This is a genomic window from Flavobacterium polysaccharolyticum (genome assembly GCF_038739875.1).
In the GTDB taxonomy this organism is placed as follows: domain Bacteria; phylum Bacteroidota; class Bacteroidia; order Flavobacteriales; family Flavobacteriaceae; genus Flavobacterium; species Flavobacterium polysaccharolyticum.
This window is the reverse complement of the sequence record NZ_JBCGDP010000001.1, coordinates 281,405-297,655: the sequence shown is the minus strand read 5'-3', so window position 1 is coordinate 297,655 and position 16,251 is coordinate 281,405. Positions and strand designations below refer to the sequence as shown.

General features: G+C 34.4%; 16 protein-coding genes. 4 read left to right on the top strand and 12 right to left on the bottom strand.

The features are described from left to right. Window positions 1-54 precede the first annotated feature (54 nt). The 5 genes from WFZ86_RS01340 to WFZ86_RS01320 are packed head-to-tail and all read right to left on the bottom strand — an operon-like array spanning window position 55 to window position 5,222. Window positions 55-1,518, bottom strand: coding sequence for a UDP-N-acetylmuramoyl-L-alanyl-D-glutamate--2,6-diaminopimelate ligase (locus WFZ86_RS01340; RefSeq protein ID WP_342690268.1), 1,464 nt, complete (start codon window positions 1,516-1,518; stop codon window positions 55-57). Beyond that, window positions 1,515-3,521, bottom strand: coding sequence for a penicillin-binding protein (locus tag WFZ86_RS01335; RefSeq protein WP_342690267.1), 2,007 nt, complete (start codon window positions 3,519-3,521; stop codon window positions 1,515-1,517). The genes WFZ86_RS01340 and WFZ86_RS01335 overlap by 4 nt, the downstream gene beginning before the upstream one ends. Then, window positions 3,512-3,859, bottom strand: a complete 348-nt coding sequence (locus WFZ86_RS01330) for an FtsL-like putative cell division protein (RefSeq protein ID WP_342690266.1) — start codon at window positions 3,857-3,859, stop codon at window positions 3,512-3,514. The genes WFZ86_RS01335 and WFZ86_RS01330 overlap by 10 nt, the downstream gene beginning before the upstream one ends. Window positions 3,860-3,865: 6 nt before the next feature. Next, the gene (gene rsmH, locus WFZ86_RS01325; protein ID WP_425402846.1) at window positions 3,866-4,768 is read right to left on the bottom strand and encodes a 16S rRNA (cytosine(1402)-N(4))-methyltransferase RsmH; all 903 of its coding nucleotides are present in this window, start codon (window positions 4,766-4,768) and stop codon (window positions 3,866-3,868) included. Beyond that, complete coding sequence (locus WFZ86_RS01320) at window positions 4,749-5,222, bottom strand: division/cell wall cluster transcriptional repressor MraZ (RefSeq protein ID WP_342690265.1); 474 nt, start codon at window positions 5,220-5,222, stop codon at window positions 4,749-4,751. The genes rsmH and WFZ86_RS01320 overlap by 20 nt, the downstream gene beginning before the upstream one ends. A gap of 370 nt (window positions 5,223-5,592) precedes the next feature. Between WFZ86_RS01320 and WFZ86_RS01315 the strand changes: the two genes are divergently transcribed. Together WFZ86_RS01315 and yihA are read left to right on the top strand one after the other, a co-directional pair. Further along, window positions 5,593-6,366: an alpha/beta fold hydrolase gene (locus tag WFZ86_RS01315; protein ID WP_342690264.1), complete on the top strand. Its 774-nt coding sequence runs from the start codon at window positions 5,593-5,595 to the stop codon at window positions 6,364-6,366. A gap of 24 nt (window positions 6,367-6,390) precedes the next feature. Beyond that, on the top strand, window positions 6,391-7,011 hold the full coding sequence (yihA, locus tag WFZ86_RS01310) for a ribosome biogenesis GTP-binding protein YihA/YsxC (protein ID WP_342690263.1): 621 nt from the start codon (window positions 6,391-6,393) through the stop codon (window positions 7,009-7,011). A gap of 67 nt (window positions 7,012-7,078) precedes the next feature. Here yihA and gldC read toward each other — a convergent pair whose 3' ends face one another. Then, a complete protein-coding gene (gene gldC, locus WFZ86_RS01305; protein WP_342690262.1) occupies window positions 7,079-7,414 on the bottom strand; it encodes a gliding motility protein GldC in 336 nt (111 codons plus the stop codon). Then, a complete protein-coding gene (gene gldB, locus WFZ86_RS01300) occupies window positions 7,414-8,370 on the bottom strand; it encodes a gliding motility lipoprotein GldB (protein ID WP_342690261.1) in 957 nt (318 codons plus the stop codon). Before gldB ends, gldC begins: the two co-directional genes overlap by 1 nt. A 183-nt stretch (window positions 8,371-8,553) precedes the next feature. Between gldB and nadE the strand changes: the two genes are divergently transcribed. Both nadE and WFZ86_RS01290 read left to right on the top strand, forming a co-directional pair. Continuing rightward, entirely contained in the window at window positions 8,554-9,354 is an 801-nt protein-coding gene (gene nadE / locus WFZ86_RS01295) for an NAD(+) synthase (protein ID WP_342690260.1), read from the top strand. An 88-nt stretch (window positions 9,355-9,442) separates the two neighbouring features. Further along, window positions 9,443-10,072: a LuxR C-terminal-related transcriptional regulator gene (locus tag WFZ86_RS01290; RefSeq protein ID WP_342690259.1), complete on the top strand. Its 630-nt coding sequence runs from the start codon at window positions 9,443-9,445 to the stop codon at window positions 10,070-10,072. 62 nt (window positions 10,073-10,134) lie between these two features. Here WFZ86_RS01290 and dnaG read toward each other — a convergent pair whose 3' ends face one another. From dnaG to WFZ86_RS01265, 5 genes are all read right to left on the bottom strand, one after another. Next, window positions 10,135-12,111, bottom strand: coding sequence for a DNA primase (dnaG, locus tag WFZ86_RS01285; RefSeq protein ID WP_342690258.1), 1,977 nt, complete (start codon window positions 12,109-12,111; stop codon window positions 10,135-10,137). A gap of 578 nt (window positions 12,112-12,689) precedes the next feature. Then, complete coding sequence (locus tag WFZ86_RS01280) at window positions 12,690-13,733, bottom strand: hypothetical protein (RefSeq protein ID WP_342690257.1); 1,044 nt, start codon at window positions 13,731-13,733, stop codon at window positions 12,690-12,692. A gap of 42 nt (window positions 13,734-13,775) precedes the next feature. Next, the gene (locus tag WFZ86_RS01275; protein ID WP_342690256.1) at window positions 13,776-14,444 is read right to left on the bottom strand and encodes a hypothetical protein; all 669 of its coding nucleotides are present in this window, start codon (window positions 14,442-14,444) and stop codon (window positions 13,776-13,778) included. Continuing rightward, window positions 14,431-14,991 (bottom strand): RNA polymerase sigma factor, encoded by a 561-nt coding sequence (locus tag WFZ86_RS01270; RefSeq protein ID WP_315174395.1) that lies wholly within the window; start codon window positions 14,989-14,991, stop codon window positions 14,431-14,433. The genes WFZ86_RS01275 and WFZ86_RS01270 overlap by 14 nt, the downstream gene beginning before the upstream one ends. A gap of 157 nt (window positions 14,992-15,148) precedes the next feature. Next, window positions 15,149-16,126, bottom strand: coding sequence for a polyprenyl synthetase family protein (locus WFZ86_RS01265; protein WP_342690255.1), 978 nt, complete (start codon window positions 16,124-16,126; stop codon window positions 15,149-15,151). Window positions 16,127-16,251 lie beyond the last annotated feature (125 nt).

Sequence of the window (16,251 nt, the reverse complement as noted above, 5' to 3'; positions counted from 1 at the left end):
TTAAATTCCGCTTAAAGAATGGTGTAAGGGATTTAGATTTTGATCTTTGTTATTTTATTTTCCTAATTGCTCTAAAGTTTCTTTTACAATTTTCATATCATCAAAATCATGACGAACTCCTTTGATTTCTTGATAGGTTTCGTGTCCTTTTCCAGCAATGAGAATAATATCATTGGGTTGAGCCAATTGACAGGCGGTTTTAATAGCCTGCTTTCTATCTGTGATAACTAAAACTTTTTTGAAGTTTTGTGGTGCTACCCCAGCTTCCATTTCGGCAATGATAGTTTCTGGTTCTTCATCTCTTGGATTATCAGAAGTGAGAATAGCTTTGTCGCTTTTTTCAGAAGCAATTCCTCCCATGATAGGACGTTTGGCTTTGTCTCTATTTCCGCCGCAACCTACCACAGTTATTAATTGTTCATTTTGAGTACGCACATCGCTGATCGTGTTCAAAACATTCTCTAGTGCATCTGGTGTATGAGCATAATCAACGATAGCCGTTATATTTTGAGCCGAAACAATAAATTGAAACCTACCTGAAACACTTTCTAATTCAGACAACAAACGAAGTACTTCAAGACTTTCTAGACCTAATTCCACCGCGGTTCCGTAAATAGCTAATAAATTATAAGCATTGAATGTGCCTATTAACTTTACCCAAACTTCATTATCATTAATTTTTAGCAATAAGCCTGACAATTGATTTTCAAGAATCAAGGCTTTATAATCTGCATAAGTTTTAAGAGCATAAGTACGTTTGATTGCCTTGGTGTTTTGTAACATCACAACCCCATTTTTATCATCTGCATTAGATAAAGCAAAGGCTGTTTTGGGTAAAAAGTCAAAAAATGATTTTTTCACATCACGGTATTCCGAAAAAGTGGGATGATAATCCAAATGATCGTGAGAAAGATTGGTAAACACTCCTCCTACGAAATGTAACCCTTCGGTTCTTTTTTGATGAATTCCATGTGAGCTTACTTCCATAAAACAGTATTCAACACCTGCGGTATTCATCTCCTCCAAATAATAATTGATAGTTAAGGAATCTGGAGTAGTGTGCGTTGCTTTAAACTCGGTATCATCAACTAGAATTCTAACAGTAGAAATCAAACCTACTTTAAACCCTGCTTTTTTAAACATTTGATATAATAGAGAAGCAATGGTAGTTTTACCGTTAGTTCCTGTTATTCCGATTAATTTTAATTTTTGAGATGGATTGTCATAAAAATTAGCTGCCATGCAAGCCAATGCTGCATTAGTATCTTTTACTCGAACATACGTCACGTTTTGATGTAAAACTTCTGGAAAAACATCACATACAATAACAGTTGCCCCTAATTCTATTGCTTTCTCAATATAATCATGTCCGTCAGAAACAGTACCTCTGATAGCCACGAATACATCATTAGATTCTATTTTTCTAGAATCAAAATGCAATTGACGAACTGCTTTATCGGTAGCACCATTAAGTGCATCGATAGCTACTTTATAGAGTATATCCTTTAGTGTTTTCATGATAATTCTAATACTATTGTTGCATTTTTTGCTATACTTTGTCCTGCTTGAAGTGATTGCTTCTTTACTTTTCCAATTCCTATAGCTTTTACTTTTAATCCTAAATTTTCTAACAGTGCAACAGCGTCCATACCAGCCATTCCACGAACATTAGGAATTGCTTTTATCTTCTTTTGCGCTTTGACATAATAAGAATTATAATCGTTCTCTTGCTTTTGAATTTTTCGATTTAAATTTTTTATCTCATTGGTTGTTGGAGAATCAGTAAATATTTTTTGAGCAATACGTTTAAAAACTGGTCCCGCTACATCAGCTCCGTAATAATTATTATTGGTTGTATTGGGTTTGTGCACTACTACAATACAAGAATATTTTGGGTGATCTGCCGGAAAATATCCTACGAATGAAGACGCATAGTACTTTTCGGCACCGCCTGATTTAGCATAATTTACTTGAGCCGTTCCTGTTTTTCCTGCCATAGAAAAATCTTTGGAATACAACTTAGAACCTGTTCCTTTTTTGACCACATTTTCTAAAACCGCTTTGAGTTTATGAATGGTTTCTTGTGAACATATTTTAGGATTCAATACTACTTTGTCGTACTTTTTGATGGTTTTATTCCATTCTTTAATTTCAGACACAAACAAAGGTTTTACCATCTCTCCATTATTAGCCACTGCATTATAATACGCCAAGGTTTGCAAAGGAGTTACCGAAACACCATATCCAAAAGCCATCCAAGGCAATGTTACTCTAGACCATTTCGGATCTGTAGGTTGTGGAATGTAAGGTTTCCCTTCTCCATTAAACCCTAATCCTAATTTTTTATTCAATCCATACGAATTGATATGATTTACAAACTGTGTCGGATTAGATTTGTAATTATTGTAGACCGCTTGAACCATGACCGTATTAGAAGAAACTTCAAATCCTCTTGCTAATGAAATTTTTCCATAGCCCCCTTTGTGGGAATCACGAACTGATCGTCCGAAGTATTTTATTTCTCCCCCTTTGCTATCAAAAACTGCGCTGGTATCAATAAGTTTATCTTCTAACAAAGCCATTAAATCTACCAACTTAAAGGTAGAGCCAGGTTCATGAGATTCTCTAACTGCATAGTTCAAACGCTCAGAGTACCCCCCTGTTTTTTCATTTCTACCTAAATTAGAAATCGCTTTTACATATCCCGTTTGAGTTTCCATAACCACCACACATCCATGGTCTGCTTGATATTCTTCTAATTGTTTAAGCAAAGCGTGATGCGCAATATCTTGAATAAAGACATCAATAGTAGAAATCACATCATAACCATCTTGTGGCTCAACCTGATTGACATCACTTATGGGTTTCCATTGTCCTTTGGCAATTTTTTGCTTTAGAATACGACCATCTTTACCATTTAAATATTTACTATACGCCCCTTCTACCCCAACTGGATTGATATGCCCGTTTACATCTCTTCCTATATAACCAATAGTTCTTTCGGCAATTTTACCAATAGGATGTTCACGAACTGTTTCTTGTTCTACTATAATACCGCCTTTATAAGGACCGAGTTTGAATAATGGAAAGCCTTTTATGGCCATATATTCGGTGTAACTCAAGTCTCGAGCTACTAGAAAATACCTGCTTTTATTTACTCTCGCTCTTCGTAAATCTCGCTCAAAAGTATCCGAAGATTTATTTAAAAGTTTACCCAAAGAATCAGCTAATTGTTTTACATGTTTCTCAAAATCTTCAGTCTTTGGTGCAACCGCATCAAATCGAATCTCATAATTAGGTATTGAAGTTGCCAAAAGACTTCCATCAGCGGAATAAATGTTTCCTTTATTGGCTGGAATAACAAAATTCTTAACCGTTCTTTCTTTGGCTAATTTTCTATAATAGTCACCTTCTACCCACTGAATATTCGTTAGCTTCACAGCTATAGCCGTGGCCATGACAAAGAGGAAAAATGCCACTAGATAAATACGATATGATATGTTTTTATCTTCTACTGCCATAGTTTTTCGAATATATTCGGGTCTTCTTCTTTATTAACTTTAATTTTTACTGGCGGAACTGTTGATGGATAAATTTGTTTAGCCTCCATTTTTCTTGAAACGGTAGACTCCATTTTTAACTTCATCAATTCTGATCTTTTATCAACAAATTCAGAACGAAGTTCTTTAACCTCGTTGTTTAGCTCATTGATTTCAAAAACCTTTTGTTCAAATCGTTGGGTGTTTGCAATCATAAGAATAGCAAGCAATATCAAGAAAACAATAAAACGCCAATTTTTAATGGCATCATCATGAATCAAATATTTCGCTTTCAATATGGCGTAAACTCCTTGTTTCATATATAATTATTTCTTTTCTGCAATACGCAATTTTGCACTTCGTGCTCTATTATTACTTTTTATTTCTTCATCAGAAGGAATAATCAATTTTCCGATAGTTTTAAAAGGCACCGAAAAATTGCCAAAAAAATCACGTTCAGGTTCTCCTTCAAACATGCCGTTTTTCACAAATCGCTTTACTAATCTATCCTCAAGAGAGTGATAAGAGATTACACTTAACCTCCCTTCAGGGTTCAAAATCTCTAAAGATTGCTCTAAAAATTCTTTTAAAACATCCATTTCCTGATTCACTTCAATTCGAATGGCTTGATAGATTTGAGCCAAAACTTTATTACGAACTTTTTCAGGTAAATATTTCGCCAAAATCAATTTCAACTCATCGGTTGTTTTGATAGGATGCTTTTCTCTTGCTTCTATAATGGTTCTGGACAAAGCAGGAGCATTTTTTAGTTCTCCATAATCCCAAAAAACTCTTCTCAAATTCGCATCATCATATTCATTGACTACTCTATAGGCGCTCAAATCATTCTTCTGACTCATTCGCATATCTAGTTCTGCATCAAAACGAGTAGAAAAACCTCTTTCGGCTACGTCAAATTGATGAGAAGAAACGCCTAAATCGGCTAAAATTCCATCCACACCTTTTACGCCATAGAAACGAAGAAAGCGCTTTATAAATCTAAAATTCTCATTAATTAAAGTAAATCGTTCATCTGGCAAGGCATTCGCCAAAGCATCTTCATCTTGATCAAAAGCAAATAACTTTCCATCAGGCCCAAGTCTTCTTAATATTTCGGCCGAATGTCCTCCTCCACCAAAAGTAACATCTACATACACACCATCAGGCTTGATATCCAAACCATCTACTGTTTCTTTTAGCAATACAGGATTATGATATTCCATTGTCATTATTATTAAGATTACCCATAACTTCTTCTGCTAAATCAGCAAAATCAAGATCCTCTCCACTTATTGATTTCTCATACAAATCTTTATCCCATATTTCTACGATGGTTACCGCAGATGAAAAAACTACATCTTTAGCAATACTAGCAAAGCCTACTAAATCCTTAGGAATCAACATCCTTCCCAAAGCATCAATCTCTACCACTTTTACACCAGCAGTAAAACGTCGAATAAAATCATTGTTTTTTTTTACAAAACGATTCAATCCATTTACTTTTTGCATCATTACATTCCATTCCTCCATTGGATACAATTCCAGACAAGGTTGGAACACGGAGCGCTTCAAAACGAAACCGTCTTGAAGAGAAGTAGCCAATTGCTTTTTCAAAGGTGAAGGCAACATTACCCGCCCTTTAGCATCAACTTTGCACTCATATGTACCAATAATTGGATCCACCTATTTTACATTAGATTGTATAAAGCAAAAATATATAAAATATTACCACAATTTACCACATTATACCACTTTGTTGATAAGTTTACCCACTCTTAATCAAAAAGCCTTAATTTATGCACTATCAACATATTAGTACAGGATATTTTTTTTTGTAGGAAAGTTAATGGCAATAAAAAAAACACCAAATAAATCAAATCAACAAAGAGAAAAGTATGATGTTAAAAAATCAAATTTTAAATATTGAAAACCACTCGTTTTTAGTCAAATAAATAGATGAAAAAGAATAAAAGCAGTAAAAAGAGACCCTAACAATTTATTTTAATTTAATAAATCCTATATTTGTCGAAATTGAAATTGAGTCACAAATTACATGGAAAAATACTATAAAATAGAAGGCAAGTATAGCTATTATGAAGCCGGAGAAGGAACTCCAATCGTAATCCTTCACGGGCTTATGGGAGGATTAAGTAACTTTGATGCTGTGGCAAGTTATTTTTCTGAAAGAGGATATAAAATTATCATTCCTGATTTACCTATTTATACCCAAAACATTTTAAAGACTAACGTTAAAAGCTTTGCAGTTTACGTCAAAAATTTTATTACTTACAAAGGCCTAGATCGTGTTATCCTTTTAGGTAACTCATTGGGTGGACATATTGCATTATATCACACTAAAATGTATCCTGAAAAAGTAGCTGGACTTGTGATCACAGGTAGCTCTGGACTTTACGAAAGTGCCATGGGTGATAGCTATCCGAAAAGAGGAGACTACGAATACATCAAGAAAAAAGCAGAAGATGTTTTTTACGATCCAAAAATTGCCACACCAGAATTAATAGATGAAGTTTTTGCAACAGTAAATGACCGAATCAAATTAATCAAAACTTTGACGATAGCTAAAAGTGCTATACGTCACAATATGGCAAAAGATTTACCCAAAATGCATGTACAAACCTGTATCATTTGGGGAAAAAATGACAAAGTAACACCTCCTGAAGTAGCAGAAGAGTTCCATCAACTCATGCCAAACTCTAGTTTGTATTGGATTGACAAATGCGGTCATGCGGCAATGATGGAGCATCCAGAAGAGTTTAATCGCGTTTTAGAAGATTGGCTAACCCATACTCACTTAGCCGCACATTAATCATCAAGAGTAGAATAATAAAAAATGAAAATCAATACTGCTGAGTTTGTTATAAGTAATTCTGATGTAAGTAAATGTCCAAAAGATTTCTTGCCTGAATATGCTTTTATTGGTCGATCAAACGTAGGAAAATCCTCGTTGATCAATATGCTAACCAATCACAAAAAATTAGCAAAAACTTCGGCAAGGCCAGGAAAAACGCAGCTTATCAATCATTTTTTAATCAATAACAATTGGTTCTTAGTTGATTTACCTGGTTATGGCTATGCCAAAGTATCCAAGAAAACAAAATCAATATTTCAAGAATTCATCACGGATTATTTTGAATCAAGGGAACAATTAGTATGTGCCTTTGTACTTATTGACATACGCCATGAAGCACAAACCATAGATATTGAATTCATGTCGTACATGGGAGAAAGCGAAATTCCATTTTGTATCATTTTTACAAAAGCCGATAAAATAAGCCGAGTAAAGATTGATTCTCATATTGCAGCGTATAAGAAGAAAATGCTAGCGAACAATTGGTCCGAAATGCCCCATTATTTTGTTACTTCTTCTACAGAATCCACTGGCAAAGAAGAATTATTGCAATACATTGATGAGGTAAACCAAGAAGTCTTCAAAAACAATAACATGTTTTAAATCACAAAATACAAATCCCAAATTCAAGTTCAAAAATTGAGATTTGGGATTTTTTATTCTATATAATTTACTTCTTCAGTTCTAATTTTTCGGCGAAATAATCACAAAAATCCATCATAGTATCTGCCATTTTCTCATCGTTGGTTGCTCTTTTAAATGTTTCTGACATAGCCACTAGCGTTTGATGGAAAAAAATTTTCATTTCATCTACCGGCATATCCTTCGTCCACAAATCAATTCTCATGCTTTCTTTGTGATTACTGTCCCAAATAGAGAGCATAATTGCTTTAGCTTCTTCTGTTGTTACACCGCCATCTTCAGCAGACCAAAACAGTTTTTCTGGCACTCTATTTTCATCTAATTCAACTTGAAATTTAATTTCTGAGGTATGTGTACTTGACATTATTTTTTAGGTTTATATTTTGATTGTTCAAAAATTTCTTTTGCTTTTTTATTCAACAATTCATTGATAGTAATATCATTATTCTTCATATACGATCTTACTATTTGCCAACCAATCCAAGCCCCTACTTGTCCTGGTGAATCATTATCTATTTCTAAATAAAATTTAGAAAATGGCGCAGGACTCAAAAATCTAGGGATTAATTTAGCGTCTACACTATACAGCATTTCTTTATCAATAAAATAACGCCAAATATAACCCTCGTTTTCAATGCACCATTTAATTTGCTCAGGAGTATATCCTATTCTAGCGGCATCTGTATATTCTGGCAACAACAATTCTTTTATGTACAATTCTTTTCCTAAATAAATCATTTGAGACATGAATGTCCTATCAGTATCTGGAACCATTTTTGCTTGAAGAAAGCTAGAGGCAATATCTGGAACGATTTGTGTTGGCTCGAAATTTTGTTTGATATATTCGGGGAATTGATAAAATTTATGATTTTTACCTAAATATAGCTCTAGAGAAACAATAACCAAACTATCCGCGTAAATCGTTTTGGTGTTGTAATCCATCTCAGAAATTAAAGTAACAACTTTGGGCGATTTCGTTTTAGGAAAATAAAACTGAATATGCTTAAAGAGTGTTTCTATTTCTTGATTAATGGAAGAAAAATCAGCATACTTTTTTTGCACTTCTCCATACAATTCTCTCCATTGAGGATGCTGCATTTTTTCAATCCAAATTGCATCATCCGTTCCTGCAGGGAAAAAATAAGGGTATTTTTGTTTTAACTGATGCAAGTCCTCAGGTTTAGTTTCGAAAAAAGCTTTGTCAAATCGGTCAACTTTAATTTCTACTGGAATTTCTTCTACTGCTTTTTCAATCTTATTTTTCTTTTCACATGAAAGCAGAAAGAAGCAAATGGCAAGAGGTAAAAGATAGATTTTCATAAGTTATAAATTATTTGTAGCATTCTCTGTTTTAATCCCGTTTCTTCCCTCTAGTTTATGGTTTGGAATTATGGCGGTTTAATATTTATTATTTAATTTAGCTTTTAAATGTTTTCAGAGTAAATTCCCTTTTTGAAAAGATTTTGCAAATATACATTCCTGCTTTTTAAAACGTAAACTATTATGATTAAAAAAACGACCTTATCACCAGAAAAAGTAAATACTCAAATTATAAAATGGCTCACCGATTATGCCAAAAATGCCAAGTCGAATGGATTTGTAATCGGAATATCTGGTGGTATTGATTCCGCAGTAACTTCCACACTCTGTGCACAAACGGGTCTAGATGTACTTTGTGTAACAATGCCTATTCATCAAGCACCGTCACATGTTAGTCGCGCAGAAGAACATATCAAACAATTAAAAGAGCGATTCCCTAATGTAAAAAGTGCCACTTCTGATTTGACTTCTGTTTTTGAAGCATTCAAAAAAGTAGTTCCTGAGCACGAAGACACTGCCAAAATGAATTTATCTTTAGCTAATACAAGAGCTCGTTTACGAATGAGCACCTTATATTACTACGCTGGAATATATGGACTACTAGTTGCCGGAACAGGAAACAAAGTAGAAGATTTTGGTGTCGGCTTTTACACTAAGTATGGAGACGGTGGCGTAGATTTAAGTCCTATAGCCGATTTACTAAAATCAGATGTATATGCTTTAGGCGAATTTTTAAAAGTTCCCAACGCAATCTTGGTTGCTGCTCCAACAGATGGCTTATTTGGTGACGATAGATCAGACGAAGATCAGCTGGGAGCTAGCTATGACGAACTCGAATGGGCCATGCTTCAAGACGAATTAGGGAAAACGATTTCGGAATTTGAGGGTAGAGAAAAAGAAGTTTTTGAGACCTACAAGCGCCTAAATACTGCTAATCGACACAAAATGAACCCAATACCTGTATGCACTATAGAAAAAAAATAAAAAAAATTAACACTTATAATAGTTATTGTATTTTTTTTACTACATTTATGCTATCATTTTGATAGACAACTCTTAAAAAACAAATACCATGATTAAAGTTTGTTTAGCAGATAATTATCCTGTAACCCATTTTGGAGTTAAATCGTACTTTAAAGACCACGATGAAATCTCTATTGTAGCCAATGTTGGTAATTTTTCGATGGTTCGAGACATCCTCCAAAACAAGGAAATCGATGTATTGGTAATCGACTTAGAATTAGAAGGATTGGCGAGTATTTTTGAAATCAAGGCGATGTTGAAAAACTACCCTAAAACGAAGATTGTTATTTTTAGTAGTCTTTCGGAACAAATTTATGCTCCCAATGCAATTAAAGCAGGAGTTTCTGGCTATGTTCACAAATCCGAGAAACTTGAAACATTAGGTCAATCTATTGTAAAAGTTCATCAAGGCAAAATTATTGTGAACGAAAATGTTCGTAAAAACATGGCTTTAATAGCCAAACAAAACAAAAGCGAACGTTTGTATCGTAAATTGTCTAACCGAGAAATCGAAGTATTACGCTATTTAAGCCATGGTAAGAAAAACCATGAAATAGCTGATATTCTCTCTCTAAACGAAAAAACAATTAGTACTTACAAACTGCGTTTATTAACGAAATTGAATGTAACCAATTTGGTTGATTTAGTTAATAAAGCAAAAACATTAGAAATCGTATAATTTGATTTAAGTTGTACTAATTGCTACTAAAGCAAAAAAGGAAGTCAATTGACTTCCTTTTTTTATAAATAAGTTGATCGAATTCTACCAATAGCCCCCGTCAAATTGACCTTCAGCTTGTTGTAATCATTAATCATCACCTTCAACTCTTCGATATCTGCCTCTGGATTTGAAGAGAATTCATTCATTAAATCCATGATTAGTTTATTGATTAAATATTCGCGAATGGATATAATTGTTTCCGAAGTGTGTTGACTTACTGTTTCTGTTTTTTGTTTTACAAAAATATTCTGCCCTTCCCAATTATGGAGTACAATTTGTTCTTCTTCCATCAAAATATCAGTAACTTCTTGTGCAAATTCTGGCTTTAAACTCTTTAAATAATTTTCAATCCCATCTGCTTCGTTCTGCAAATAGTAATTGACCAAGTCATTAAAAATATCTCTAAACAATGGATTGGCTAATTCCACCTCATCTTCTTGTAGACTTAAATAGATCCTCTGAAAAACTTTATACTCTTTTCTCTCAACCACATGAACAATCTCACCATCAGAGTTGGCTTTTAAAAGAACATCCTCAAAAACTTCATCCTTGTTTCCGTAGAGCAATAAAATTTCAATGATTTTTCTTTCCAAACGATACAGCACATTTACTTTCTCTGCTTGAACTGGATTCTCATTCTTAACAATTTCAAATGCTTTTTGTTCTTGCTTTTGTTTTTTCCCTACTTCGGCAACATCTTTTTGCACTAATTGTGCTAGAGTACTCACCAATACTTGCTCAGAAATATCCATAATTCTGGAACATTCTTGCAAATAAATCTCTCTTTGAATGCGGTCTGGAATTTTAGAAATACTCGTCACCATATCCCGAATCAAATCAGCTTTTTTGATGGGATCATTCTTAGCTTCGTTCATTAAAAGAGAGGCTTTAAACTGAATAAAATCCTTTGCGTTATTCTCCAAGTAAGCTACTAAATCATCGTAGGATGCTTTTTTGGCAAAACTATCTGGATCATCGCCATCAGGAAAAGTACACACTTTTACATTCATCCCTTCCTCCAAAATCAAATCGATTCCTCGAATGGAAGCACGAAGTCCTGCTGCATCACCATCAAAAAGTACGGTAATGTTTTTGGTCAATCTATTGATTAATCGGATTTGGTCGGGTGTTAAAGCAGTACCGGAAGAGGCTACAACATTTTCGATTCCCGCTTGATGGAATTGAATTACGTCTGTATATCCTTCGACTAAATAACAGTTGTTCTGTTTAGCAATGGCTTGTTTGGCTTGGAAAATTCCGTACAAGACTTTGCTCTTATGATAAATTTCACTCTCAGGAGAGTTTAAATATTTGGCCGCTTTTTTATCATTGGTTAAGATACGCCCACCAAAACCTAAGGTCCTACCCGACATACTTTGTATAGGAAACATCACTCTGCCTTTGAATCTATCAAATGGTCTGTCGTCTCTCGGAATGGTTAAGCCTGTGCTTTCTAAATATTGTAATTGGTATCCTTTTCCAAGCGCTTCTTTAGTCAGAGCGTCCCAAGTTTCTGGGGAATAGCCTAACCCGAATTTTTTTATGGTTTCATTGGTAAAGCCTCTTTCTTTGAAATAAGAATAGCCAATCGCCTTCCCTTCTTCGGTATTTAATAGTGTGGAATGAAAATAATTTTTCGCGAATTCAGACACCAAAAACATACTTTCACGGACATCGGTATTGGCTTTTTCGGCATCGGTTTGTTCCGTTTCTTCGATTTCGATATTGTATTTTTTAGCTAAATATCGAATCGCTTCTGGATACGTAAAATGCTCGTGCTCCATTAAAAAAGCTACTGCATTACCACCTTTTCCAGAACTAAAATCTTTCCAAATTTGTTTTACTGGCGACACCATAAAGGAAGGTGAACGCTCATCTGAGAAAGGACTCAACCCTTTGAAATTACTTCCTGCTCGTTTTAATTGTACAAAATCGCCAATAACCTCCTCTACACGAGCGGTTTCGAAAACGGTATCTATGGTTGCTTTTGAAATCAATTTATAAGGGAATAAAGTTGGCAAAGGCCAAAGATACAAAGTTAATTTTGGATTATTAAACTTAGTGCTGCTGCTGTGCACAAGACAAATTGAGCATTTATCAAAATATCAAAAATGTCTGTGTGAAGCTACGAAATCAACGCCCGAATTATGGCACGCAGATTTCGCGGATTTAAGTAGATAGGTGGTGTGGGGTGCTTCAAAAAAAATATAGCAACTATTGAGCTTGTCTTGCTTTCAATTGGCTCCAGCTTTAGTTGGGGAATTATGGGGATTGATTTCATTGGCTTTAGCCAAATAAAAGCGACTAATTTTGGCTAAAGCCTTTAAAACTTTCAAATTGCCCCCCTCCAACTAAAGTTGGAGGCAATTAATGTCCGAAAAAATATCTAAATAGCTACAAAACATAATTTATGATTCACCCGATACTAGCAAATTTCTTCCAAGGAAAAAACCTTGCTAATCGTATAGCCCCGACAGAAGGGAAAAACCTCGTGAGCTGGGGTTCAGCTCACGAGGTTTAGGAATGATGGCGGGAACGATGTGGCCTGAAAAAGCCTGATGATTCGCTCCTAATCTTAATTAAAATCGAAACGTATTCCCATAGAAATATTGTTTTGGTCTACTGCATTGCTTGTAAACAAGGGATTCAAATCGTATTTTACATACAAACTAGTTTCTTTGTACCCGATGTATGAACTCAAACCATAAATGAAGTTACTGGTATTGAAATCTCCCTTTGTTTTTTGATAAATTTTCTCGTCATTTTCACGGTACTCTAGTTTTTGTTTTGATTTCAAATTGATTCCTGCGTAACCGCCTAACCCCAAACGAAAGGATTTGTGAGTTCTAAATTGACGCTTGTCATCATTCATTGTACTGCCAGAAAAATCAAATTCTAAGTGCATAGGGACTACTAAATAAACGTTTCTAAAACGGGATTCTTTCAAATCTTTTGAATATACTTCTAGGTTAGTCTGATCTCCATTTACCACAAAAGTGCGATTTTCTGTAGGACGTAAATTATTATACATTACGGACATACCATACTTGAAATGCAATAAATTATGCTCTTTTAAGATTCGAGTGTTATAGGTAGTTCCCCACTCATAAAAATGAGAACCTATGAATTTATAATCTTTATCTTGTAATTTGCCATCAACCATGAGATTGTTCAAACCTGCAGCAAAAACAAATTGACTCGTGGTTCTTTTTTCACCAAATTTCTTTTCTCTCTTTTTATTTCTAAAGTTAAAATCGTCGTCCCAGTGAATCACTAAAGTTCGAGAAGAGTCGCTCTCTTTTATTTTTCCGTCAACTTTAAGCTGTACCAATTCATTCAATTGTTCTTGTTCTTTAGCTACTCGGGCTTCGATATTGATGGCTCTGGCTTCGGCAAGTACTTTCTTTTTCTCGTCTGCTTTTTCTTTGGTAATTGTACCCGCTTGCTGCTGAAGATTTACGGCTTCAATTTCCTCTTTTAGTGCTGCTTTTTCTTCTTTGGTGATTTTTTCAATTCGTGTGGCGATTTCCTTAGCGCGTTTCTCAAAGGATTCTTGGCCTATCATTTTGCTGGCTAAAAGACAGAATAGGGCGGCTAAATAAATGGTAAAATTTCTCATGATTACTAGTTTTTAAAAAATTTGATTGATGATTGATTGTTTTTATTCTTGATTGTTTCGGTTGGCCAAAGCCACTTTTACGGTTTGATAATTTTTATTCACTTTGGCAATTACTTTTTCTCTAAAAGAGAGTTCCAATTCTCCATCGACTTGCGATAATAAAGTAGAAGGATCGACTTGAATTTTTTGCTTTTTTTGGATTACCGTTGGTACTACTTGCACATTTTCATCTATCGCAGCAATTGCTTGATGTGTTGTGCTCTTTTCAATTGTAGTACTAACTTGATTGTTGAGGGTTGTGATTTGATTGTTGATTGAAAGCTCCTGATGATTTGTTTTTGTAGTTTTTAATGGATTATTGGTAACCTTAGACACATTCGTTGCTACAGCGGATTTAGGCTGAACACTTACTTCGTTTTGGGGTTCAATAGAAGGTTGTGTCGTAACCGAATCTTTATCTTCAGTAGAAGTCACCACAATTTCTTGAGATGGCATTATAACATTACTTTCTTTTGATGTGTTAAAAAAGAGTGTCCCTACCAATAAAAGCCCTGTAACACTTGCTGCAACATACCACCAATTGATTTTTTTCTTTGGCTTTTCTTGGATAGACAACATCGCGTCTAATCGATCCCAAGCTTGAGCTGAGGGAGCAATTTCTCGATTGGAGAGCTTCTCTTTGGCTTGTTGTTCAAAATTATTTCGTTCCATTTTGCTTATTTTTTAAGCAGTTGATCTGCTGTTGTAACATTTTTCTAGCGTGCGACAATTGTGATTTTGAAGTACCTTCAGAAATACCAAGCAATTGAGCAATTTCCTGATGTTTGTATCCTTCTATCGCATATAAATTAAACACCATTTTATAACCTTCTGGAAGGGTATCTATTAAGGTTTGAATTTCTTCTACGGAGAACTGATCTCCAATGGCATCAAAACTTTCCTCTACAAAAAACTCGTCTTCGGTATATTTCATTTTTTTATTTACTCTCAAAAAAGAAATACATTCATTGACCATAATTCTGCGGATCCAACCTTCGAAACTTCCTTTGTGTTCAAAATTTCTTAGATTCACAAAAACCTTCATAAATGCGGTAATCATTACATCTTCGGCTTGATGAATATCTTTGATATACTGCCTACAAACTCCTAACATTTTTGAAGAAAATTTAGAATACAACTGTTGTTGTGCCTGTCTATTGTTTTCAATAGCAAGTTGAATCAATTTTTGTTCTTCATGATGTAATGGAATTACTTTCATATTATAAAACGTATGGGTCAGCAATTGTTGTTTTTGTAAAACCGACTTCTATTAGCATAGACGAAGCAAGCAACAAAAAGGTTGCATGCAGTTGTTTTATTTTTAATAAAAAAACAGAAATATCAATGATTACGGGACTTTACAGACGAAAAAAAAATTATTTTTTTCTTTCGATTACATAATTTACCATTAAAATCAAGGCCGATTTATAATCGGACGTGGGGAAATTTTCAAGAATAGCTAATGCTTCCTGTTGAAAATCAATCATTTTTTGTTCGGCATAGGAAAGTCCACCATTACTGATGACAAAAGCAATGACTTCTTTTACTCGCTTTTTGTCTTTGTTATGGTTTTTGATGGAATTAATTAACCAACTTTTTTCTTTTGTAGTACAGGTATTTAGAACATGAATTAACGGCAAAGTCATTTTTTGCTCTTTGATATCAATTCCAGTAGGCTTCCCAATAGCTTCTTCGGTATAATCGAACAAATCATCTTTAATTTGAAAAGCCATACCTATAAGTTCTCCAAACTTTCGCATTTGTTCTACAACCACCTCATTATCGCTAACAGATCTAGCCCCCAAAGCACAACAGGCTGCAATTAGAGTCGCTGTTTTTTTTCGGATAATTTCGTAGTATACCTCTTCTGTAATATCGAGTCTTCTGGCTTTTTCTATTTGCAATAATTCTCCTTCGCTCATTTCGCGAACGGCTACCGAAATAATTCGCAGCAAATCAAAATCGCCATGATCTATGGACAACAACAAACCTTTGGACAACAAATAATCTCCAACCAATACTGCAATTTTATTTTTCCATAAGGCATTGATGGAGAAAAAACCTCTTCGGCGATTGCTATCATCTACTACGTCATCATGCACTAATGTAGCAGTATGAATGAGTTCAATCACACAAGCACCACGATAAGTGCGTTCATCGACAGTCCCTCCAGAAATCATCTTTGCGGTAAGAAAAACAAACATTGGACGCATTTGTTTCCCTTTACGATTTACAATATAATAAGTGATTCTATTGAGCAGCGCCACTTGAGAAGACATTGATTCATAGAACTTTTTTTCAAAAAGTTCCATTTCTCTAAAAATGGGCTGCTTTATTTGTGAGGTGATATTCATTTAGGTGCCAAAGTTACATTTTTTGGTAAAAAAAAATAGCTTTAACTATAAATTTAAGATAAGATAAACAGTCGGACTAAAATAACCGATGTGAAATGTATAGTTTGCATTTTGTTAAACTTAAT

What these genes read in the sequence shown, in the direction of transcription:
- WFZ86_RS01340 (WP_342690268.1), bottom strand. Translation starts at nt 1,518, where the DNA reads ATGAAAACACTAAAGGATATACTCTATAAAGTAGCTATCGATGCACTT.
- WFZ86_RS01335 (WP_342690267.1), bottom strand. Translation starts at nt 3,521, where the DNA reads ATGGCAGTAGAAGATAAAAACATATCATATCGTATTTATCTAGTGGCA.
- WFZ86_RS01330 (WP_342690266.1), bottom strand. Translation starts at nt 3,859, where the DNA reads ATGAAACAAGGAGTTTACGCCATATTGAAAGCGAAATATTTGATTCAT.
- rsmH (WP_425402846.1), bottom strand. Translation starts at nt 4,768, where the DNA reads ATGACAATGGAATATCATAATCCTGTATTGCTAAAAGAAACAGTAGAT.
- WFZ86_RS01315 (WP_342690264.1), top strand. Translation starts at nt 5,593, where the DNA reads ATGGAAAAATACTATAAAATAGAAGGCAAGTATAGCTATTATGAAGCC.
- yihA (WP_342690263.1), top strand. Translation starts at nt 6,391, where the DNA reads ATGAAAATCAATACTGCTGAGTTTGTTATAAGTAATTCTGATGTAAGT.
- gldC (WP_342690262.1), bottom strand. Translation starts at nt 7,414, where the DNA reads ATGTCAAGTACACATACCTCAGAAATTAAATTTCAAGTTGAATTAGAT.
- gldB (WP_342690261.1), bottom strand. Translation starts at nt 8,370, where the DNA reads ATGAAAATCTATCTTTTACCTCTTGCCATTTGCTTCTTTCTGCTTTCA.
- nadE (WP_342690260.1), top strand. Translation starts at nt 8,554, where the DNA reads ATGATTAAAAAAACGACCTTATCACCAGAAAAAGTAAATACTCAAATT.
- WFZ86_RS01290 (WP_342690259.1), top strand. Translation starts at nt 9,443, where the DNA reads ATGATTAAAGTTTGTTTAGCAGATAATTATCCTGTAACCCATTTTGGA.
- WFZ86_RS01280 (WP_342690257.1), bottom strand. Translation starts at nt 13,733, where the DNA reads ATGAGAAATTTTACCATTTATTTAGCCGCCCTATTCTGTCTTTTAGCC.
- WFZ86_RS01275 (WP_342690256.1), bottom strand. Translation starts at nt 14,444, where the DNA reads ATGGAACGAAATAATTTTGAACAACAAGCCAAAGAGAAGCTCTCCAAT.
- WFZ86_RS01270 (WP_315174395.1), bottom strand. Translation starts at nt 14,991, where the DNA reads ATGAAAGTAATTCCATTACATCATGAAGAACAAAAATTGATTCAACTT.
- WFZ86_RS01265 (WP_342690255.1), bottom strand. Translation starts at nt 16,126, where the DNA reads ATGAATATCACCTCACAAATAAAGCAGCCCATTTTTAGAGAAATGGAA.